17 protein-coding genes are annotated in these 19576 nt (G+C 50.9%); 10 read left to right on the forward strand and 7 right to left on the reverse strand.

All coding sequences use genetic code 11. From position 1 onward, the window contains the following. Nucleotides 1–436: 436 nt before the first annotated feature. Together DWX59_RS30290 and DWX59_RS24300 are read right to left on the reverse strand one after the other, a co-directional pair. Complete coding sequence (locus tag DWX59_RS30290) at nucleotides 437–592, reverse strand: DUF6783 domain-containing protein (protein ID WP_409337944.1); 156 nt, start codon at nucleotides 590–592, stop codon at nucleotides 437–439. A gap of 7 nt (nucleotides 593–599) precedes the next feature. Then, on the reverse strand, nucleotides 600–1424 hold the full coding sequence (locus DWX59_RS24300; protein ID WP_117562420.1) for an SDR family NAD(P)-dependent oxidoreductase: 825 nt from the start codon (nucleotides 1422–1424) through the stop codon (nucleotides 600–602). Between the two features lie 229 nt (nucleotides 1425–1653). Here DWX59_RS24300 and DWX59_RS24305 point away from each other — a divergent pair, with 229 nt between their 5' ends. From DWX59_RS24305 to DWX59_RS24315, 3 genes are all read left to right on the forward strand, one after another. After that, a complete protein-coding gene (locus DWX59_RS24305; protein WP_117562572.1) occupies nucleotides 1654–3270 on the forward strand; it encodes a C40 family peptidase in 1617 nt (538 codons plus the stop codon). 133 nt (nucleotides 3271–3403) lie between these two features. Further along, on the forward strand, nucleotides 3404–4099 hold the full coding sequence (locus DWX59_RS24310; protein ID WP_025485033.1) for a response regulator transcription factor: 696 nt from the start codon (nucleotides 3404–3406) through the stop codon (nucleotides 4097–4099). 8 nt (nucleotides 4100–4107) lie between these two features. Continuing rightward, nucleotides 4108–6618, forward strand: a complete 2511-nt coding sequence (locus tag DWX59_RS24315; RefSeq protein ID WP_117562422.1) for a sensor histidine kinase — start codon at nucleotides 4108–4110, stop codon at nucleotides 6616–6618. 143 nt (nucleotides 6619–6761) lie between these two features. Here DWX59_RS24315 and DWX59_RS24320 read toward each other — a convergent pair whose 3' ends face one another. The 5 genes from DWX59_RS24320 to DWX59_RS24340 form a co-directional block, all read right to left on the reverse strand. Then, a complete protein-coding gene (locus DWX59_RS24320; RefSeq protein ID WP_117562424.1) occupies nucleotides 6762–7511 on the reverse strand; it encodes a phosphotransferase family protein in 750 nt (249 codons plus the stop codon). Nucleotides 7512–7669: 158 nt separating this feature from the next. Then, entirely contained in the window at nucleotides 7670–9667 is a 1998-nt protein-coding gene (gene glgB / locus DWX59_RS24325; protein WP_235845168.1) for a 1,4-alpha-glucan branching protein GlgB, read from the reverse strand. Continuing rightward, the gene (locus tag DWX59_RS24330; protein WP_117562426.1) at nucleotides 9654–11018 is read right to left on the reverse strand and encodes an alpha-amylase family glycosyl hydrolase; all 1365 of its coding nucleotides are present in this window, start codon (nucleotides 11016–11018) and stop codon (nucleotides 9654–9656) included. Before DWX59_RS24330 ends, glgB begins: the two co-directional genes overlap by 14 nt. A gap of 65 nt (nucleotides 11019–11083) precedes the next feature. Continuing rightward, the gene (locus DWX59_RS24335; protein ID WP_117562577.1) at nucleotides 11084–11398 is read right to left on the reverse strand and encodes a YaaL family protein; all 315 of its coding nucleotides are present in this window, start codon (nucleotides 11396–11398) and stop codon (nucleotides 11084–11086) included. Nucleotides 11399–11408: 10 nt separating this feature from the next. Then, a complete protein-coding gene (locus tag DWX59_RS24340; RefSeq protein WP_117562427.1) occupies nucleotides 11409–11762 on the reverse strand; it encodes an ArsR/SmtB family transcription factor in 354 nt (117 codons plus the stop codon). A gap of 289 nt (nucleotides 11763–12051) precedes the next feature. On the opposite strand from DWX59_RS24340, the gene DWX59_RS24345 reads away from it, so the two are divergent. The 7 genes from DWX59_RS24345 to DWX59_RS24375 all read left to right on the forward strand — a co-directional run bounded on the left by DWX59_RS24345 (nucleotide 12052) and on the right by DWX59_RS24375 (nucleotide 19535). Then, the gene (locus DWX59_RS24345) at nucleotides 12052–12663 is read left to right on the forward strand and encodes an A24 family peptidase (protein WP_235845169.1); all 612 of its coding nucleotides are present in this window, start codon (nucleotides 12052–12054) and stop codon (nucleotides 12661–12663) included. A 176-nt stretch (nucleotides 12664–12839) separates the two neighbouring features. Then, complete coding sequence (locus DWX59_RS24350; RefSeq protein WP_117562429.1) at nucleotides 12840–13847, forward strand: P-loop NTPase family protein; 1008 nt, start codon at nucleotides 12840–12842, stop codon at nucleotides 13845–13847. Nucleotides 13848–13973: 126 nt separating this feature from the next. Beyond that, nucleotides 13974–15134: a TadA family conjugal transfer-associated ATPase gene (locus tag DWX59_RS24355; protein WP_289580393.1), complete on the forward strand. Its 1161-nt coding sequence runs from the start codon at nucleotides 13974–13976 to the stop codon at nucleotides 15132–15134. 259 nt (nucleotides 15135–15393) lie between these two features. Further along, nucleotides 15394–16077, forward strand: coding sequence for a type II secretion system F family protein (locus DWX59_RS24360; protein ID WP_117562584.1), 684 nt, complete (start codon nucleotides 15394–15396; stop codon nucleotides 16075–16077). Between the two features lie 75 nt (nucleotides 16078–16152). Beyond that, a complete protein-coding gene (locus DWX59_RS24365) occupies nucleotides 16153–17340 on the forward strand; it encodes a hypothetical protein (RefSeq protein WP_235845171.1) in 1188 nt (395 codons plus the stop codon). Between the two features lie 15 nt (nucleotides 17341–17355). Continuing rightward, entirely contained in the window at nucleotides 17356–17535 is a 180-nt protein-coding gene (locus DWX59_RS24370; RefSeq protein ID WP_117562433.1) for a Flp1 family type IVb pilin, read from the forward strand. Continuing rightward, a complete protein-coding gene (locus DWX59_RS24375) occupies nucleotides 17535–19535 on the forward strand; it encodes a DUF5702 domain-containing protein (protein ID WP_117562435.1) in 2001 nt (666 codons plus the stop codon). The genes DWX59_RS24370 and DWX59_RS24375 overlap by 1 nt, the downstream gene beginning before the upstream one ends. Nucleotides 19536–19576 lie beyond the last annotated feature (41 nt).

The raw sequence follows: 19576 nt of genomic DNA on the forward strand, positions 1-19576 counted from the left end.
TACACTGATATAGTCCTCAGGACTCTTATATTCCACAGTATAATTTAAAAAAAACGTAACTTCAATAGCCCTCCTGAAATTTTCCTTGTATCCAATCCTTAATTAACTGTGAAGCTGCGGCCGAACCGGCCAAAACAGTGCATGAGCACGCCAGACTGCCATTGGGGCAGTAAATCTTATTGTGGAAGGAATCCACAGGATATGAAATGATTCAACATTTCTGTGAATCCAGTATAACACAAAACGGTCCATTGTCCATAATCCCCTGCCTGGTTTTAGAAAAGATTCATAAATCGCCGGGATTGGAATAAGGTGGCAGGCAATCGGATAAAACCTCTCCCTGACGTTTAGGGAGAGGTTTTTGCAGGCTTATGGATGGCTCCGGCTCCTGATTCCACGTTAGAGCGTGTTTGAAAATTCATTCCCGCCATCTGCCCTAAGGAATCCACCATAGGTACCCCTTAGGGAAAAGCACGCCCCACTTCGCGGTATATTTGGTCCCAATTCGGTCAACGTAGCCCGCTACGCCTCCCTCATCGGGACCAAATCTCCCACAAAGTGGGACGCACAGCTGATGGAAAGCAATTTTCAAACACGCTCTAGAAGGAAGTCCATCCTCCGTCCGTCTGTACGGTTGCCCCGGTCATATGGGATGCGTCCGGGGAAGCCAGGAACAGGATGGACGCTGCCTGCTCTTCGGCCGTGGCTTCACGTTCCAGCATGGAGGTGTGCTTCTGGCCTGCCATGGACTGGGCTTTGGACGGGTCCATACCGGCTTTGACAGCGGCGTCCCTGCGTGCTTTTACATATTCATAGGCTTCGGCCACCATGGGTGTGGTGGTTGCCGCCGGGTTCACGGAGTTGATGCGGATACCGTATTTTGCATAGTCCAGGGCCAGGTTTTTAGTCAGGCCGTTTACCGCGTGTTTGGATGCCACATAGGCTGGATTGCCCGGGAGTCCGGTAAGCCCGGCTATGGAAGCGTTGTTCACGATTACCCCGCCGTGTCCCTGCCTGATGAACTCACAAAGCTCCTGCCTGCAGCAGTAAAAGACGGAATAGAAATTATTGGCCATGGTGTAGTCCATCTGTTCCCGGGACAGTTCATGGAGCGGGCTGGGGTTTCCCATGACGCCTGCATTGTTGATGGCTATATCCAGATGACCGTAAGTATTAACAGCAGCCTGGACAAGCTTGGCAGCGTCCTCCTCCTCCGAAAGGTCCAGGTGGAGGAAGATAGCATCCCCTCCAAGGGCTTTTAGTTGGTCCAATACCTGCCCGCCTTCTTTTTCCAGGCGGTCGGCCAGGACCAGCTTTGCGCCTTCCTGGGCAGCGCGCAGGGCCGTGGCTGTGCCGATTCCCCTGGCAGATCCGGTGATTATCATGACTTTGTCTTTAAAACGGTTTGGGTAAATCTGTTTCAAACTTCGTTTCCTCCTTCTGTCCTGTTTTCATTTTCTTTATATAGTCTTTACAATCCTGAAGAAAACATGTTACTTTTTAAAATGGTTAAAAAGTCCGCGGCGCACCCCTTTCAATTTTCTTACGACCTTAAAAATAATATCGCTATTCCTTAAGAAATGTGTTAGAATGAATTTGATTTTAGCGTTTAACACAGGAAGAAGTAAGGAAGGAAATGTACTTCACATGAATTTGAGGAAGCGATATAGAAAATACATTACATATACAGGCACTGCCGGTATGCTGGCCCTGTCCGTGGCATTGACGGGATGTTCCAAGGAAGCCTCAGGGCCAGGGGACGGGAACGCCACCCCGTCGGAAGTCACGGAGATACAGGCGGTTCCTGAGACCATTGCCCAGCTGGGGCTTCAGGGACAGGTCCTGCCTGGGCTTAATGACGTCGACCTGCCGGATGCGGAACCTGCTCCGGAGTACCTGAGGATTGGTGTGAGGCATGAGATTGTAAAGAAGCTGCAGCAGCGTCTCATGGATTTAGGCTTTATGGATAACGATGAGCCAACGGATTATTTCGGTGAGATGACCCAGATGGCTGTTAAACATTTTCAGAGACAGAATGAACTTCCCATGGACGGGATTGTGGGCAATGCCACATGGGATGCAATCATGGCGGAGGATGCCAAGTACTATGCCGTGTCCAAGGGGACCCAGGGTGATGATATACAGAGAATCCAGCAGCGCTTATATGAGCTGGGGTATCTGGCCTCGGCGGACCTGGTTACCGGCAATTTCGGGGATTCCACAGAGGCTGCCGTGCTGAAGCTTCAGGAGGTCAACGGACTGGACCAGGACGGCAAGGTGGGGCAGAGGACCATCAACCTGCTGTACAGTGATGAGATTAAACCGAACTTCCTGGCCTATGGCGAGAAGAGCGATGTGGTCCTGGAATGCCAGAAGCGCCTTAAGGACCTGGGGTATCTTACCACGACGCCGGACGGGGCCTATGGCGAGGATACGGTTGTGGCCGTAAAGCAGTTCCAGGCCAGGAACGACCAGGTGGTGGACGGTTATCTTGGGCCTTCCACAAGGATTGCCCTTAACAGCCCGGATGCAAGGGCCAACGGCCTGATGCTGGGCGAGAGCGGCGATGCTGTTACCAAGGTCCAGAAGCTGTTAAACAAGCATGGATATCTTGTATCCGGCAATGTGACCGGATACTTTGGCGAGGCAACCGAGCGGGCCATCAAGAACTTCCAGTCCAGGAACGGACTGACTTCAGACGGTCTGGTAGGTGTCCAGACCATGGCCAAATTGACCAGTGACAATGTAAGGCGCCCCGCAGCAGGATCCACCAATACAGGCGGTTCCACAGGCGGAGGCGGTACTGGAGGAGGAGCCCAGGGAGGCGGAACCGGAGGAAGTACCGGCGGCAGCACCGGTGGCTCAGGCAATGCAGGCAATACCCCGCCGCCAGTGAGCAAACCGGTTGGACAGGGCGCTTCAGCCCTGATATCCGTTGCATCCTCCAAGCTTGGAAGCCCGTACGTATGGGGAGCCAAGGGACCCAATGCATTTGACTGTTCCGGCTTTGTGTACTGGTGTCTGAATCAGGTAGGTGTTAACCAGAGTTACCTTACCTCCTCAGGCTGGAGAAATGCCGGAAGATATACGAAGATTACCAATTTCAATGATATACAGGCTGGTGATATCGTGGTTGTACGCGGCCATGTGGGAATTGCGGCAGGAGGCGGAACCGTTATCGATGCTTCCTCCAGTAACGGGCGCGTGGTGCACAGAAGCCTGAGCCAGTGGTGGGCCAACAACTTCATCTGTGCATGGAGGATTTTCTAGGGTGCGTTTGAAAACCGCTTCCCGGCGGCTTTGGACCGGAAGGTCGGAACCGGCCCCGGGAATGCGGGCTCAGTATGGGATATCCATTATAAAATATAGAAAACAGGTGTTCATTATAACAAGGAGGGCGAGGATGCAGACAATACTGGTATGTGATGATGATAAGCAGATTGTAGAGGCCATAGATATTTATCTGACAGGAGAGGGGTTCCAGGTAATCAAGGCGTACGATGGATATGAGGCCCTGGAGTATCTGGAAGGCAATCAGGTGGACCTTCTGATTGTGGACGTGATGATGCCTGGGCTGGACGGTATCCGGACCACGCTTAAGGTGAGGGAGAACAGCAGCATCCCCATCATCATCCTTTCTGCCAAGTCCGAGGATGCGGATAAGATTCTGGGGCTGAACATCGGCGCGGACGATTATATTACAAAACCCTTTAATCCCCTGGAGCTGGTGGCACGGGTGAAGTCCCAGCTGCGCCGTTATACCCAGCTTGGCAATATGAACCAGCAGGCTGAGGGGCAGGTATTCAAGTGCGGCGGGCTTCAGATTAATGATGATAATAAGGAGGTCACGGTGGATGGGGACCCCATTAAGCTGACCCCGATTGAGTATAATATCCTGCTGCTGCTGGTTAAGAATGCAGGCAAGGTGTTCTCCATTGATGAGATTTATGAGCAGATATGGAACGAAGAGGCCATTGGGGCGGATAATACCGTTGCGGTCCATATCCGCCATATCCGGGAGAAGATTGAGATTAACCCAAGGGAGCCCAAGTACCTGAAGGTTGTGTGGGGTGTGGGATATAAGATTGAGAAACAGTAGGTGTCCATATGACAGAAGAAAGAATACGGTTCAGGCGTAAGAAACAGGTCCTGACCCTGGCCCACATATTTTTTGTCCTGATAGCCGTGTTTGGAATCAGCGCCATGTATCTGAACTCAAACTATGGCAAGGGCATAAAGTGGGTTTTTGAGGAAGCATATGAGGATTCACCCCAGTTTACCAGCCAGCTGAGCAGTGATATCGGCCGTATATTCACATATGTGGGATACAAAGGCATGTTTGAGACGGACGGCGTCCTGGATATGAATAAGGTGATTGTGGGTGTGCAGAACGGCCCTGGTTATCAGGAAGAGTATACCCTGGATTATATTGTCCGTTATCTGAAGCGCAGGGGTTATTATCTGGATGAGAATTTCTCGGTTCAGGGCTCCCCCCTTACCATGGACGAGGATGAGGATGAGATCACGGTTGATTTCCAGAAATATAATCCGGATTTCCTGGACGCAGATGCAAGCGGGGAACGGATGACAATGGAGGATCTGGCTTTTGACATTGTGAACCATCTGGGGGAATACTATACAATCCGTAATAATTACATTGAAAATAAAACCAATCTCCGGTTCCGTATTGTTTACAGGGATGACCAGGGAAAGGAAGATGTATTTACCAATGCGGACGGCATGGGCCTGGAGGATCTGAAAGGTTCGGGCAAATATTTCTATATTCCCGGCAACAGCATCAAGATGGAAAGCAATATACCGTCCGTTCCGGAAAATGCGGCCACGCTTCTGGAAATATGGAATCCCAACAACAATGATAATTATTATATGGTGGTTTCTGTGGACACCTCTTATCCTGAAACAGATGCATATTCCACTGCGGCGCAGGAGTACAGCAGCGCCAGGCGGAATTTCATCCTGGGCATAGGCGGCGTGCTTGTGGGCCTTATGGGCTGTCTTGCAACCCTGGCATTCCTTATGCTGGGTTCAGGGCATATGACGGAAAGCAGCGAGGATATACGCCTGTTCCCCATTGACGAGGTGTATACTGAGCTGAGCCTGGTTTTGTGGGCTGCTGCCACGGCCCTGTTCCTGTCTGTCGGGAGATATGTGGGGATCCGTCTGTTCAGCCTGTTTGTGGCTGAAGGCCAGTGGCCTTACTGGAACAAGGTAATCAAGGCAGTCATCCTTTACGGAAGCTCAATCCTCTGTGTGTTCAGTATGCTGAGACGTTATAAGGCCAGGACCCTGTGGAGCGGCAGCCTTGTCAAGAAGGCCATTGATGCTGCAAAGCAGTATGTGGGCCATATATCCTTTGCCGCTGGCTCCGTATTCTGCTATACGTTATTTGTATCAGCCAATGCAGCCATGCTTTGGGGAATCATTTTCCTGTTTGCATACAGGGCGGATTCACTGAGTTACAGGATATTGTTTTATGCCCTGGTTGCCTTCTTTATCGGGCTGGACGGGTATATTTTCCATCAGATGTTTAAGAAGGCAATGCAGAGGGATGTGCTGGATACTGCAATCAGCAGCATTGCCGGGGGCAATACGCATTATAAGATAGAGACGGTCCGTCTCAGCGGCAAGGAAAAGGATATGGGAGAGCATATCAATAATATCAGCAGCGGACTGGATACGGCCCTTGTGCAGCAGGTTAAAAGCGAACGCCTGAAGGCGGATCTGATAACCAATGTGTCCCATGATATCAAGACGCCTCTCACATCCATCATTAATTATGTGGATCTGCTGAAGCGTGAAAAGATACAGGATCCCAAGATTGCAGCCTATCTGGAGGTGCTGGATCAGAAATCCCAGCGTCTGAAGACACTGACAGAGGATCTGGTGGAGGCCTCCAAGGCCAGTTCCGGCAACATGAAGCTGGATATGTCGGATATTGACCTGGTGGAACTGGTACAGCAGACCAATGGTGAGTTTGAGGAACGGTTCACCATGCGCCGCCTGGATCTTGTGTGCAGCGTGCCTGACGAAGTGCTGATGATACGGGCCGACGGACGGCGGCTGTGGAGGGTCCTGGAGAATCTGTATACCAATGCGTTTAAGTATGCCATGGAGCACAGCCGGGTGTATGTGGATGTGATGGAGGAGGACGGCCAGGCCATCTTCACCATTAAGAATGTGTCTGAGAATCCGTTAAATATTAAGCCGGATGAGCTGACTGAGCGTTTTGTCCGGGGAGATGTGGCCAGGACCACTGAGGGAAGCGGCCTGGGACTGTCCATTGCAAAAAGCCTGACTGAGCTGCAGAACGGTACGTTTGAACTGATGATTGACGGGGATCTGTTTAAGGCCATGGTGTCGTTCCCGATTATGCGGGCGGAGCATAAGACGGAGCGGGGGACTGTGGGATTGGAGGCTGAGGCGGATGCGGCTGGAACTGGTGGTACTGCTGAAGCCGGGGCTGAGGATGCTGGAACCGGCGCGTCAGGAACTGAGTCGGCTGGAACCCAGGTCACTGCCGCAAAGGAAGATGAGGCCGGATTTCCGGCGGAAGCGGAAGAAGATGTAAAATCATTGGATGCAGGCCTGAAAGACTGATAAAATTTTCACGAAAAAACTGACAGTTGACACAAAAATGTAAAAAATATACAATTACAATTGGTTATTATGCCATTCAAAAAAGCCCCTGGGATTTGCTTCCCAAGGGCCTTTTTGAACCTTAAATAATGTGTAAGCAGATTTTATTGGTAGTCAAATACGTTAATCCAACTCTCCAACAGTTCCTTTTCCTCCGGACGTTTATAGTACAGCTGGGCAGCGGCCACGATGGGCAGCCATCCCTGTACATAGCGCTTTTCGGTGCCTGTTTTCTCACAGAACAGATCCATGTACATCTCAGCTTTCTTTTTGTCCTTTAAGGAGAGAAGAAGGTAGGTTCTGGCAACATCGGCGCTTGCGTTTCCCTGGGAAGCATGTACCCAGTCAACCACATACCACTTGCCGTCATTACCTACAATGATATTGCTTGGATCAAAATCGCCGTGGCACAGCTTGGTGTGCTTTGGCATTCCGTCCAGCCTGGTCATCAGTTCATAACGCAGGTTGTCGTCCAGCTGAACCTCTGATTTTAAAGCACGCATGGTTTTTTCCTTTAACTTGTTAAGGAGCGGGCATGCCTGTGCATGGATTAAAATATGCAGGTCTACCATCTGCTCCATGTACTCCTCAAGTTTGTCAGGATTCTCATCCATCAGCTGCTGCAGGGTCTTGCCTTCCACAAGTTCCCTGATTATGGACCATTTTCCGTCCACAACTGATACCCCCAGGACCTTCGGGACATTCAGTGCTTCGATGTCCTCAACACGTGCGTTGCACAGTGCTTCATTGAGGACTTCGGCCTTTGGAAAACCTTCACAGAATTCCTTGATGGCAGTATTTCCGTCGCGGTAGACGGATTTGGTTGCACTACTGGAAATTAGTTCTTTTGCCATAATTATACTCTCCTTCCACACATTATAAACGGTGCTGCGACGAAGTATCCATCGCACTGCCTTTATTCTACTACAACCAGGACAAAAAGTACATACCCAATTTGATAAATTTTTAACGTACTTTTGCCTTACATATAACATTTTTTTCTTTTAAGTTCCTAAAAACGGAAAATGGCAGTACCGTAAGCAGGAAGAGGATAGGAAAATGAATAGGGCTGTCCGTCACACTCGCCTTTGGCAGATGAAAAGCCAGGCGCTTCCCCGGACTTATATGCCCCATGGGTGCTGTCTAAAAGCAGGGTGTATTTGCCGCGTTTAGGAACCCCTACCCTGTAATCCGGGCGCTCCACCGGGGTGAAATTGATGACGAACAGCAGGTTCTTTTTGCCTGTCTCGTCCCGGCGCAGGAAACTGAAGATACTCCTGTCCGCGTCATTGGCATTGATCCACTTAAATCCGTTCCAGTCATTGTCCTGGCGGTAAAGGGCCGGATATTTTTTGTATAAATGCAGCAGGTCCTTAACATATTCCTGCAGGTCCTTGTGTTCATCCTGTTCTGCCAGATACCAATCCAGTGAAACCTTTTCATCCCATTCATGCAGCTGTCCGAAATCCTGGCCCATGAACAGCAGTTTCTTGCCCGGATGCCCCATCATGAAGGTATATCCGGCTTTCAGGTTAGCGAACTTGTCCTCTCCAAGGCCAGGCATCTTGTTAATCATGGAGCATTTTAAATGCACCACCTCATCGTGGGACAGGACCAGGATATAATTCTCACTGGTAAAATAAGTAAGGCCGAAGGTCATGCGGTTATGGTTGTATTTGCGGAAATAGGGGTCCAGCTTCATGTATTCCAGGAAATCATGCATCCATCCCATGTTCCACTTAAAGGTGAAGCCAAGGCCGTCCTGTTCCGGATGGGATGTGACCTTGGGCCAGGCAGTGGATTCCTCGGCAATGACCAGTGCGCCATGGTTGCGCCCCTGCACCACGGTGTTCAGGTGCTTGAAGAACTCAATGGCTTCCAGGTTCTGGTTGCCTCCGTCCTTATTGGGAACCCACTGGCCTTCCTGGCGTCCGTAATCCAGATAGAGCATGGATGCAACTGCATCCACCCGCAGTCCGTCCACATGGTACTGCTCCACCCAGTAGAGGGCGTTGCTGATCAGGAAATCCTTTACTTCATTTTTGCCATAGTCAAACACCTTGGTTCCCCAGTCCGGGTGCTCACCCTTGCGGGGGTCGGCGTATTCGAACAGGGGCTGCCCGTCAAAATCAGCCAGACCGTGGGCATCCTTGGGGAAATGCGCCGGAACCCAGTCCAGGATAACGCCAATCCCGGCGCGGTGCAGATAATTCACAAAATACATAAAGTCCTTTGGTGAACCGTACCTGGATGTGGGGGCAAAGTAGCCGGTTACCTGATAACCCCAGGACCCGTCAAATGGATGTTCTGCAATGCCCATCAATTCAACATGGGTATAACCCATTTCCTTCACATAGGCAGCCAGCTCATGGGCAGCTTCTGAGTATGTATAGAATCCGTCTTTTCCTTCCCTGTTTTTCTTACGCCACGAACCAAGGTGGACCTCATAAATGCTCATGGGAAGCTTCTGTACATCCTGGGTGGTACGTTTGGTAATCCAGTCGGCGTCCGACCAGTTAAAACCTTGAATATCCGCGGTCACAGAGGCAGTACCCGGCCGGTATTCGGCGCTGAATGCAAATGGGTCGGCTTTGTAGAGTATCTTGCCGGATTCGGTGGTGATGGCGAATTTATAAAGCTCCCCCACCCTCATTCCTGCATTGAAATACTCCCATATGCCGGAATCCGGTATCTTAACCATGGGGTTGGCCTCAGGGTTCCAGCCGTTAAAATCGCCCACCAGATGTACTTCCCGGGCATGGGGAGCCCAAACTGCAAAATAGATGCCGTCCTTTCCCTTGTATGTCTTGGGATGGGCGCCCAGCTTCTGATAGATATCATAGTGGGTTCCGGCTCCGAACAGGTAGCAGTCCAGGTCGGAGATGTATCCTGTAATCCGGGATGTTTTCTTTTTAGGCGTGGCCCCTGCGTTGGCCTTGGTCCCTGCGTTAGCCGAAGTACCTGTATTGGCCCTGGCTTTTGTACCGGAATTGCGTTTATTTACTGCCATATGAGTTATCCCCCTTTACTTTTAGGACAGCGCCCCGGTTGCCCCTTAATTTTATATGGATCTTTCCATTGGCCACGGGAAGGATGGATCTGCCGGGGCCATCCTCCAGCAGGTCCACTGCTTCCTTGGCCGGGATTGGTACAGGTACATCAATCTCCACATCATTCCCGTCATTGTTCACCGCGGTGATGATGACCGAGTCCGCACCATGCCGGGCAAAGGCATACTGGCGGTTGGTCAGCAGCAGTTCCTGGTAGCGGCCCCCATGGAACTCTTCGTTTTCGTCATGGATGCGGCCAACCGCGCAGATGAACTGGGTAAGTTCACAATTCCGTTCATCTGACTGGCTGATTGGGATGGCAGGACGCAGCGCCTCATCGCTGGTGCTGGTCCTCTTTCCCTCCACGCCCCATTCCCCGCCATAATAGATGGATGGGATACCAGGCAGGGTAAAAAGACAGAGGTAGATGGGAATCAGGTGTTCTTTCAGCTTCAGCTTGCTGGCAATCCTGTCCTCGTCGTGATTGTCAACAAAGGTATAAAGCTGCCTTCCGATTGCTTCCAGCCGCCTCACATTGTGGGCAATCTCAAAGAAATTATGGTCGTTAAAGCCCGAGTACAGGCTCTTGTGCAGTTCGTAGTTGGTTACGGAGTGAAGCATTTGCGGATTGACCCAACGGCTGTAGTCGCCGTGGATTACCTCGCCCATAAGCCAGAAATCTTCCTTCATCCGTGCGGTTTCCTGCCGCATCTCTTTCATGAAATTAAAGTCCAGCACATTGGCGCAGTCCAGCCGGATACCGTCAATATCAAATTCATCCACCCAGAACCGGATTACATCAAACAGATAGGACCGGACCGCCGGATTAAAAAGGTTGAGACAGGGAAGTTCAAAATGTCCCTGCCATGCATCGTATCCAAATGGGTCCCCGCATGGGCCCTGCCAGTCGAAATTAACCCCTTTATACCAGTCTTTGTAAGGGGAATCCCACTTTTTTTCCTGGATATCCTTAAATGCAAAAAACTCCCGTCCCGTATGGTTGAATACACCGTCCACCACCACGCGGATTCCGCTGTCATGGCATTGTTTCACAAAATCCTTAAAGGACTCATTATCCCCCAGCCGTCTGTCCACCAGCTTGTAATCCCTGGTGTCATATCCGTGGCTGGTGGATTCAAAGAGAGGCCCTATGTATATGGCGTTGCATCCAAGGGTGCGGATGTGCAAAATCCACTGCAGTAATTCTGCAAAACGGTTGGTTACTTCTGTGGCGTCATTGTGTCTGGGGGCTCCCGTCATCCCCAGGGGATACATGTGATAGAAAACTCCCCGCTCATACCAGGTGCTCATGTTGTTGTCCTCGCAATCTTTTGGTTTTATTTTATGATGCTTTATATGTGATGATGCCAGGAGGATTAGTCCTCCTGGCTTTTGAATTTCCGAAGCAGGAACTGGTAGCGCAGCTGTGCGGCATTCAGTTCATAGATATAGCAGTCAATGAGGGTAGGGTCAACCGCCTGCTCAAAATGATTTCTGGCAGCATCGATGGCGCACTTGGTGCGGTCGATTTCAAATTTCAGATGGATTAGTTCAGGACGGATCCTTCTTGCAGCGGCAGCGCCTGTCCTTGAAGCAGCTGTCTCCCTGACCGCTTTAAAAAAATCAAACATGCTTTTCATCTCCCAGATATTGATAGGATTAGTATATCTGGAAAATGCGGTCTTATGCATATACTGGAATTTAATATATAAATTCTTCCAGCCGGTACCCAAGTTCCATCAGCCTGCGGTTGGATTCCCTCAGGGTCAGGTAATAATAGTTGGCAGTGCCTTCCTGGCGGATGTCCACAATGCCGGCTTCCTTCAAAATCTTCAGATGATGTGAGATGGCGGGCCGGGAAAGGCTGGTGCGTTTTGTGATTTCATTGACATTCAGGGCATGGTCTTCAAATATGATGGGGCCGGCCTGCTGCTTGCAGTCCATGGCTTCGGCTGTCAGTACTTCAATGATGGACAGACGCATCTCATCGCCCAGGGCGATGAATAAAGGCATACATTGATGAAAACGTTCCTTAAGTTCCTGGGCAGTTGTCATCTGCCATTCCTCCTTTGGTTTAAAAATTTGAACCAATATCATTTTACCATTTATATAAGAAGAGGTCAAGGAAATAAGAGGGGAAATATATAAAATTCACCCTTGACATTTAGGTCCAAATCCTTCATAATGAAACAACATTCAAGATATTCTTTTTTATAATTCTAAGAAGCAAGATATTGTTAATTGCCTGGATCGGGCAGGAATCTCCAAGTGAAAGAACGTAACTGGCAGGTTGGGAACAGGGGGAACAGGATAAAACCAAGGGAAAGGAGGAAGAAATCTTTTATTGTCTGATTTTATATTACTTACCGCGCTGGCTTTCTGCGCTGCTTCAGATGTGAGGACACACCGGATTCCCAATTATTATGTGGGGTACGGGGCTGTCATGGAACTTTTATGTATTTGTTTGGAACAGGTGTATGGGACGGGACTTGGGGCCGGACCGGCAGGTTTGGCTGGTATGGGGACCGGGGCCTGTATGGAGGCCGGGCCTGGTATGGGAGCAGGATTCATATGTATCCTGGCAGCCGCGGTTGGGTTTGCAGCCAGGATGGCCCTGGTGTGGGTGCTGGGATTCCCGCTTTTTGTACTGGGGATGGCCGGGGCAGGGGATATTAAGATGGCAGGGCTTATTGCCGCATCCCTTGGAATCAGGGACGGTTTGACGGCTGTCATGGCCGGATTGATACTGGGAGCTGTTCTGGCTCTCGCAAAGATACTGCATCAGGGCAGGATCTGTCAGAGATTTTCATATTTATCAGCCTATATCAGGCGCATGGTTCAAACCAGGAAAGCAGAAAAGTATTATTGTCCTGACCGGGATGGTTATGGATGTGTCATTCCTTTTGGGGCCTGTCTGTATGCGGGAACGCTGTTCGCAGTCTTGTGGAGAGGGTAGCAGGAATACAAGTCCAATGGAGAGGAACGCAGGAAGCAGGAATACAGGCCCAATGGAGAGGAACGCAGGAAGCAGGAATACAGGCCCAATGGAGAGGAACGCTGGAAGCAGGAATACAAGTCTTACGGAAAGGATAACTGGATGTGGAAATATAAGAGGAGGTGACAGATGGTTTCATGATGAGGATTTTAGCGGTATATGGAATCGATTCTTCGTATGGGGAACGGTTTGCCGATTATGTCAATCAAAAGGAGAAGATACCTTTTACCGCCATGGCATTTTCCAATCTGGAGAAGCTTTTGCAGTACAGCAAAGAACACGCGGTTGAGATACTTCTGGTGGATGAGGAGGCCAGGGAGCAGGTCCGGGAGGTAAAGGCAAAGCAGGTGATGGTGCTCTGCCAGGGAGAGCTGGTGGAGCAGAAGGAGGAACTGCCGGCCATCTATAAGTATCAGTCGGGAGACTGTGTCATGCGTGAGGTGATGGCCCGATACTGCAGCCAGCCGGTGGAGCCGGGACTGGCCCTGCTGGGGACCAGGGCAGTGGTCATGGGAATATATTCACCTGTGAACCGGTGCTTTAAGTCCTCCCTGGCATTAACGCTGGGCCAGCAGCTGGCACGGGATGAATCCGTGCTGTATATGAATCTGGAAGAGTATTCCGGATTCTCAAGACTGGTGAGCGGTGATTATGAGATGGGCCTGTCGGATGTCCTGTACCTGTATAAACAGGGCGCTTATAACTGGATGCGGCTAAAATCCATGGTATACAACTGGGGTAACATGGACTATATACCGCCTGTCAGGTATGCGGAGGACCTGAGCCAGGTATCCCCGGATGAGATGGCCATGCTCATTGACCGGATTTCCAGGGAAAGCGGTTATGGCAAAGTGGTTGTGGATGTGGGACAGATGGGCCGGGGCGCCCTTCCGGTACTGTCGGTCTGCGATGTGGTTTATATGCCGATAAGGGAGGACATGGTGTCTGCGGCCAAACTGGAGGAATTTGATGAATATCTGGAGGAGGCGGATGATGGTTCGGTGCGGGACAGGATACAAAGGCTGCGGCTGCCGTCCCCTGCCAGGATTGGAAGGCGGGAGGGGTACCTGGAGCAGCTTTTGTATGGGGAAATGGGGGATTATGTGAGGCAGCTGTTAAAGGGCAGGGGGCCGGAGCATTTATAACATATGCGGGGTGTGCTGATGATTAAGGAACATGAGGACAGAATGCTGCTGGAAAGAGGGGGGAGGCTTCATCAGGAAAATGGAGGGGACCGGGAAGGAATCCGTTCCAGGCTCCGCCGCCGGATTATGGAGGAACTTACGGAAAGCCGTGACATGGATGATGAACAGCTGCTGGAACGGATTGATACTGCCATCCGTGATATGGGACAGGGGATTTATCTTCCCCTAAAAGAGCGGATATGGCTGAGAGGGAGCTTGTATGACAGCTTTAGAAGGCTGGATATCCTGCAGGAACTGGTGGATGATAAGACCGTGTCGGAAATCATGGTCAACGGGGCCGGGAAAATATTCATCGAGCGCAATGGGAAGACCCAGGCCTGGGAAAGGCGGTTTGAAAAACCGGAGCAGCTGGAAGACATCATCCAGCAGATTGTAGGCCGGGTTAACCGGGTGGTTAACGTATCTTCCCCCATTGTAGATGCAAGGCTGGAGGATGGTTCCAGGGTACATATCGTACTGCCCCCGGTGTCCCTGAACGGGCCGGTGGTGACAATCCGTAAATTTCCTGAGCCCATAACCATGGAGAAGCTAATCCGGTTCGGGGCCGTAACCGAGGAGGCAGCCGGGTTCCTTAAGGAGCTGGTGGGGGCAGGGTACAATATTTTTATCAGCGGGGGCACCAATTCAGGCAAGACCACATTCCTGAATGCATTGTCTTCCTTTATACCGCCCCAGGAACGCGTCATCACCATTGAGGATTCCGCAGAACTGCAGATTACCCAGGTGCCCAACCTGGTGCGCCTGGAGACAAGAAACGCCAATACGGAAGGGGAAGGCGAGATAACCATGAGCCAGCTGATACGGGCGTCCCTTCGGATGAATCCAACCCGGATTATCGTGGGGGAAGTCAGGGGAAGGGAGACCTTGGATATGCTGCAGGCCATGAATACAGGTCATGACGGTTCTCTTTCCACGGGGCATGGGAACAGCGCCCGCGACATGCTCAGCCGTCTGGAAACCATGGTGCTGATGGCCGCAGAGCTCCCGCTGCCCGCAATCAGAAGCCAGATTGCATCCGCCCTTGATATCATGGTGCATTTGGGGCGGCTCAGGGACGGGAGCAGGAAAGTACTTAGCATTGCAGAGATTGGGGGATGTACGGATGGAGAAGTGGAAATGGAATCCTTATATGAATATGACAGGAAAACAGGACGGCTTGAAGCAAAGGGGCTGCTTAAAAACAGGGAAAAGCTTGGAGCTGCAGGATATTGCCAGAGGCGGGAATAGAGGACGTATGTCCGGCAGGGGAAAACGGGAGAGGGAAGTAAAAACAGGCAGGGGAATAGGACAAGATAAGGATGTAAAAACAGCGGGGGAGGACGGACCAGGCAGGGAGACTAAGAAAGGCGGGAAATTAAACATAACCAGACGTTCAGGGAGGGTGAGGACTTTGGGGACAATCCCAAAAGCCGGTTCCAGGCCGCCTGAGACAAGGGATTACCGTATTTACCGGCTTTCAGCCAAGGAGTGGGTTGTATATGGATGTATGGGTATTAGTGCATGCGCCGTTGTGGCTTATACGTTTTACAGGAGTTTCATGGCGTTCCTGATCATGATGCCTGCCGGGCTGCTTTTCCCCCTGTATAAGAAAAGGGACTTAAAGCAGGAGCGGACCCGGCAGCTGGGACTGCAGTTCAAGGAAGGAATCCTTGTGCTGGCCTCGTATCTTGGGGCAGGATATTCCCTGGAGAACGGACTTGCCATGTGCACAGGGGAATTGGAAGGCATCTATGGAAAACAGGGGATGATTACAGAAGAATTTGCCATACTGGCCAGCGGCGTCAGGATGAACCGGCCGGTAGAGCTTCTCTTGATGGAACTTGGGGCCAGAAGCGGTCTTGAGGATGTGGAACATTTCGCCCAGGTATTTGCAGCAGCCAGAAGAAGCGGGGGCGAACTGGTGGGGATAATCAATTATACAGCCGGAATCATACGGGATAAGGTGCAGGTACAGGAGGAAATCCATACCATGACAGCTTCCCGGGAGTTTGAGCAGAAAATCATGAATGGCATTCCATTTCTGATTGTATTGTACATTGACCTGACATCCCCGGGGTTTTTCCGGGTGATGTATGAAACCATGATGGGCAGGGCTGTCATGACCATATGCCTGGCAGTGTATCTTGGCGCCTGGCTGCTGTCTAAAAGGATACTTGAGATTGAGGTGTGACAAGAAGTGGGATATAAGCAGGGATGGCGGAGCGGACAGTGGAAGAAACTGAAATGGAAAAAGCAGATCGGCTGTATGGCCATAGGCCTGATTCTGGGAGCCGCGGCCCAGATTCAGGCTGGAGCCGGACAGGACCTTGGGCAGGGATATGAGCTTAAGAGAAATGGATATGGGCAGGGGGAGGCTTTATACCAGATGAATGTAGAAGGCCTGGAAGCGGATCCGGTATCCCTGGATATCCGGCTGTCAGAGCGCATTTATACAAAGGAAGAAGCCCATAAGACATATGAGTCGGTCATGGAAAACCTTCCACGGTATATTCTTGGGGAAAATGAGTCATTAGACGAGGTAAGGTCCAGCCTTAACCTTGTGACATCCCTGAACCAATACGGGATACGTCTCAGGTGGGAGTCGGACCAACCCGGACTTGTGGATTCATATGGACAGGTAAATAATACGGAAGTAGAAGAAGCCGGCCGTGAGGTATGTCTGAGCGTACGCATGACCGACGGCACATGGCCTGAGGAGTTTATCATAGGGGTTGTGGTAAAGCCGCCTTTGCTGACAGAAGAGGAAATACGGCAGGACCGTTTCCTCAAAATGCTGTCATTGGAGGATGAACAGCAGAGTTCCACTGAGGTTTTGAAGCTTCCCGGCTCATTTCAGGGAAGGGAGCTGCGCTATCACATAAAGAATGAGCCGGTTTTCCTGCTGCTGGCAGGACTGGGGGCGGTATGTGCTGTATTACTCGCCTTAAAAGACCAGAATGATATTAAGAAGGGTGAGAACAAGAGGAAACACCAGTTATTACTGGACTATTCTGAAGTTCTCTCGCGGCTCATCATTTTTCTTGGCGCAGGTATGAGCATCAGGACTGCATGGGATAAGATTGCATTTGATTACCAGAAACTGATGGACGACGGAAGGCAAAAGCCCAGGTATGCATATCAGGAGATGTATGAGACTAGCTGCCAGATGAGGGGAGGAGTGCCGGAAGGAAAGGCGTTCATGGAATTTGGAAGGCGCATCGGGCTGCAGCAATATATGAAGCTTGGCAGCCTTTTGGAACAGAACCGCAAGAACGGCTCAAAGAACCTGAGGGACACGCTGAAGGTTGAGATGGCGGAGGCATTTGAACAGCGCAAGCACCAGGCCAGAAGGCTGGGGGAGGAAGCGGGGACCAAATTACTGCTTCCACTGTTCATGATGCTGTCCATTGTCATGGTGATGATTGCAGTTCCGGCGCTGATGGAATTTGGATAGGAAAGAGGTGAGTATATGGAGTTAAGAAATGAATGGAAGGCGTTTATGGAGGATGACCACGGCGTGGGAGTCATTGAATTGGTGTTAGTCCTGGTGGTCCTGATCGGTCTGGTGATTATTTTCAAAAAGCAGATAACCACCTTGCTGGAAAATATTTTCAAGGAGATTAACAGCCAGTCGAAAGAGGTGTACTGATGGACAGGAAAGGGGAGATAACCATATTCCTGGCCATGATACTGGTGAGTGTCTGCGCCCTGCTGTGCGGACTTGCGGAGTCGGTTCGGACGGCAGGGGCCAGATGTTATCTTCGGATGGCCGCTGATTCCGCAGTGGACTCCCTCATGGCGCAATATCACAGGGAGCTGTGGGACAGGTACCGTATCCTGGGGCTAGAATACGACAGTCAGGATACCCTTGAAAATGAGCTGGAAGGCTTTCTGACCCCCTATATGGAAGCCGGTAACTGGTATCCCATGAAACTGTCAAAGGTCCGGACAGAAGATATCATAACACTAACAGAGGGGGGTGGGAGATATCTGGAACAGGAGATACTGGATTACATGAAGTACGGATTATTTGATACGGATTGGGATGAGCTGGATGAAGCGGGAGCAGGGGAACTGCTGGAGGCGTGGAAAGAGGGCGGAAGCGTAAACCGGCTCTCAGACCTTTACTCAGCCCATTCCAGGGAAGCTGTCCGGTTAGAAAAGGCGCTGGAGAATATCAACAGCAGGCTGGATTCCCAGAAGGAGTACTGGTCCCAGGCCATGCAGTGTCTGGAAGGCCTGGACGGGCAGGGGTTTATCACCCGTGCCAAAAAGGTCATAAAAGAGTTGGAACGACTTCCCTCACTGGTGGGGATATATGAAAATAGGGCGGACCAGCTGAGGGAGCGCCTGGATGAAAGCAGGGAAAAATATGGGAAGGAGCAGGCAAACTTAAGTCCGGAGGTACAGGCTGCCCTGGAAGATGAGATTGCCCAGTATGAAGCTTATGTGGATAAGGATGGGCAGAGAAGGCAGGAGGTTATAAGACTCAGGGAATATGCGCCGGACAGGATTGCGTGGATACAGGATGTCATCAGGGACGCGGAGGATGTGATGGAGTATATCGATAATTGGGAGCCGGATGACGAGGATGATGAACTGGATGAAGCTGCATTGTGGAAACCGGTGGAACGCCGGTGGTCTGGTTATGGCATGCTTTCACTGGGAATTGAGTTTGGGGTAAAAGATAAGGAGAAAGAAGGTTTTTTGGAACGGATTGGCAGCATGGTGTCGGGCGGACTTCTGGAATTTGTACTGCCGGAAGGGACAACCGTATCGGGCAGGAATCTTAAGCTTGGCTCGGTGCCTTCCGCTTCCCTGGTTGATGCCGGGGACATGGAGGGAAAAGAAAACCATGGTACCGGAACCCAGGGAAGCGGCCTTTTGGGGACCGGGAACCTTGTGTCACGTGTTCTGGTAGGGGAATACGATATACGGTTTTTTAAAGGATTCCAAAAAGAAATGGGGGAAGGGGAATTCTATGAACTGGAATACCTTATTCACGGGAAAAATCAGGACAGGGATAATCTGTCAGGCGCTGTATCACGTCTGGTTGCGTTAAGGCAGGGGCTGAACCTGATACATATTCTGTCCGATTCCGGAAAACGGGAGGAAGCACGGGGGCTGGCCCTTGCCATTGTGGGAGGCACGGGAATCCTTCCATTGGTGTCCGTCACTGCATTCCTGATCATGACGGTATGGGCGTTGGGTGAGGCGCTGGAAGATGTGAGGTCGCTTTTGGACGGAGGAAGGATACCCTTCCTTAAGAACCGGAGTCAATGGAAGATAAGCCTGGACCAACTCCTTGACATAGGGAGGAATGGACGCCTGCCAGGTGGAGAAACCACGGGCAGCGGAGGAAACGGGCTGAATTATAAAGGTTATCTCCGCATCCTTATATTCGGAGGATATGGGATTGGCATGATATACCGGATGATGGACATCATGGAGATTAATATTGCAAGGGGACAGAGCGGATTTTCCATGGGACACTGTGCCTGCCGGGTGGATACGGAATCAACCGTTAGTGGAAAACATGTATTTTTTTCAACGGGATTGTGGAAAAAACAGATGGGAGACAGTGACTTTGATTATGAAACCCGTATTGGGGCATCCGGCAGCTACATGGATGATTCCGGGAACCGGTAATAGCAGGAAAGGAGGTTCATGGCCATGCCCTTTTTCATGTG

The sequence above is a fragment of the Enterocloster aldenensis genome (genome assembly GCF_003434055.1).
GTDB classification, from domain to species: domain Bacteria; phylum Bacillota; class Clostridia; order Lachnospirales; family Lachnospiraceae; genus Enterocloster; species Enterocloster aldenensis.

Coding starts and splice junctions, on each gene's coding strand:
- DWX59_RS24310 (WP_025485033.1), top strand. CDS start 3,404: ATGCAGACAATACTGGTATGTGATGATGATAAGCAGATTGTAGAGGCC.
- DWX59_RS24315 (WP_117562422.1), top strand. CDS start 4,108: ATGACAGAAGAAAGAATACGGTTCAGGCGTAAGAAACAGGTCCTGACC.
- DWX59_RS24320 (WP_117562424.1), bottom strand. CDS start 7,511: ATGGCAAAAGAACTAATTTCCAGTAGTGCAACCAAATCCGTCTACCGC.
- glgB (WP_235845168.1), bottom strand. CDS start 9,667: ATGGCAGTAAATAAACGCAATTCCGGTACAAAAGCCAGGGCCAATACA.
- DWX59_RS24330 (WP_117562426.1), bottom strand. CDS start 11,018: ATGAGCACCTGGTATGAGCGGGGAGTTTTCTATCACATGTATCCCCTG.
- DWX59_RS24335 (WP_117562577.1), bottom strand. CDS start 11,398: ATGCATAAGACCGCATTTTCCAGATATACTAATCCTATCAATATCTGG.
- DWX59_RS24340 (WP_117562427.1), bottom strand. CDS start 11,762: ATGACAACTGCCCAGGAACTTAAGGAACGTTTTCATCAATGTATGCCT.
- DWX59_RS24350 (WP_117562429.1), top strand. CDS start 12,840: ATGATGAGGATTTTAGCGGTATATGGAATCGATTCTTCGTATGGGGAA.
- DWX59_RS24355 (WP_289580393.1), top strand. CDS start 13,974: ATGGAGGAACTTACGGAAAGCCGTGACATGGATGATGAACAGCTGCTG.
- DWX59_RS24360 (WP_117562584.1), top strand. CDS start 15,394: ATGGGTATTAGTGCATGCGCCGTTGTGGCTTATACGTTTTACAGGAGT.
- DWX59_RS24365 (WP_235845171.1), top strand. CDS start 16,153: ATGGCCATAGGCCTGATTCTGGGAGCCGCGGCCCAGATTCAGGCTGGA.
- DWX59_RS24370 (WP_117562433.1), top strand. CDS start 17,356: ATGGAGTTAAGAAATGAATGGAAGGCGTTTATGGAGGATGACCACGGC.
- DWX59_RS24375 (WP_117562435.1), top strand. CDS start 17,535: ATGGACAGGAAAGGGGAGATAACCATATTCCTGGCCATGATACTGGTG.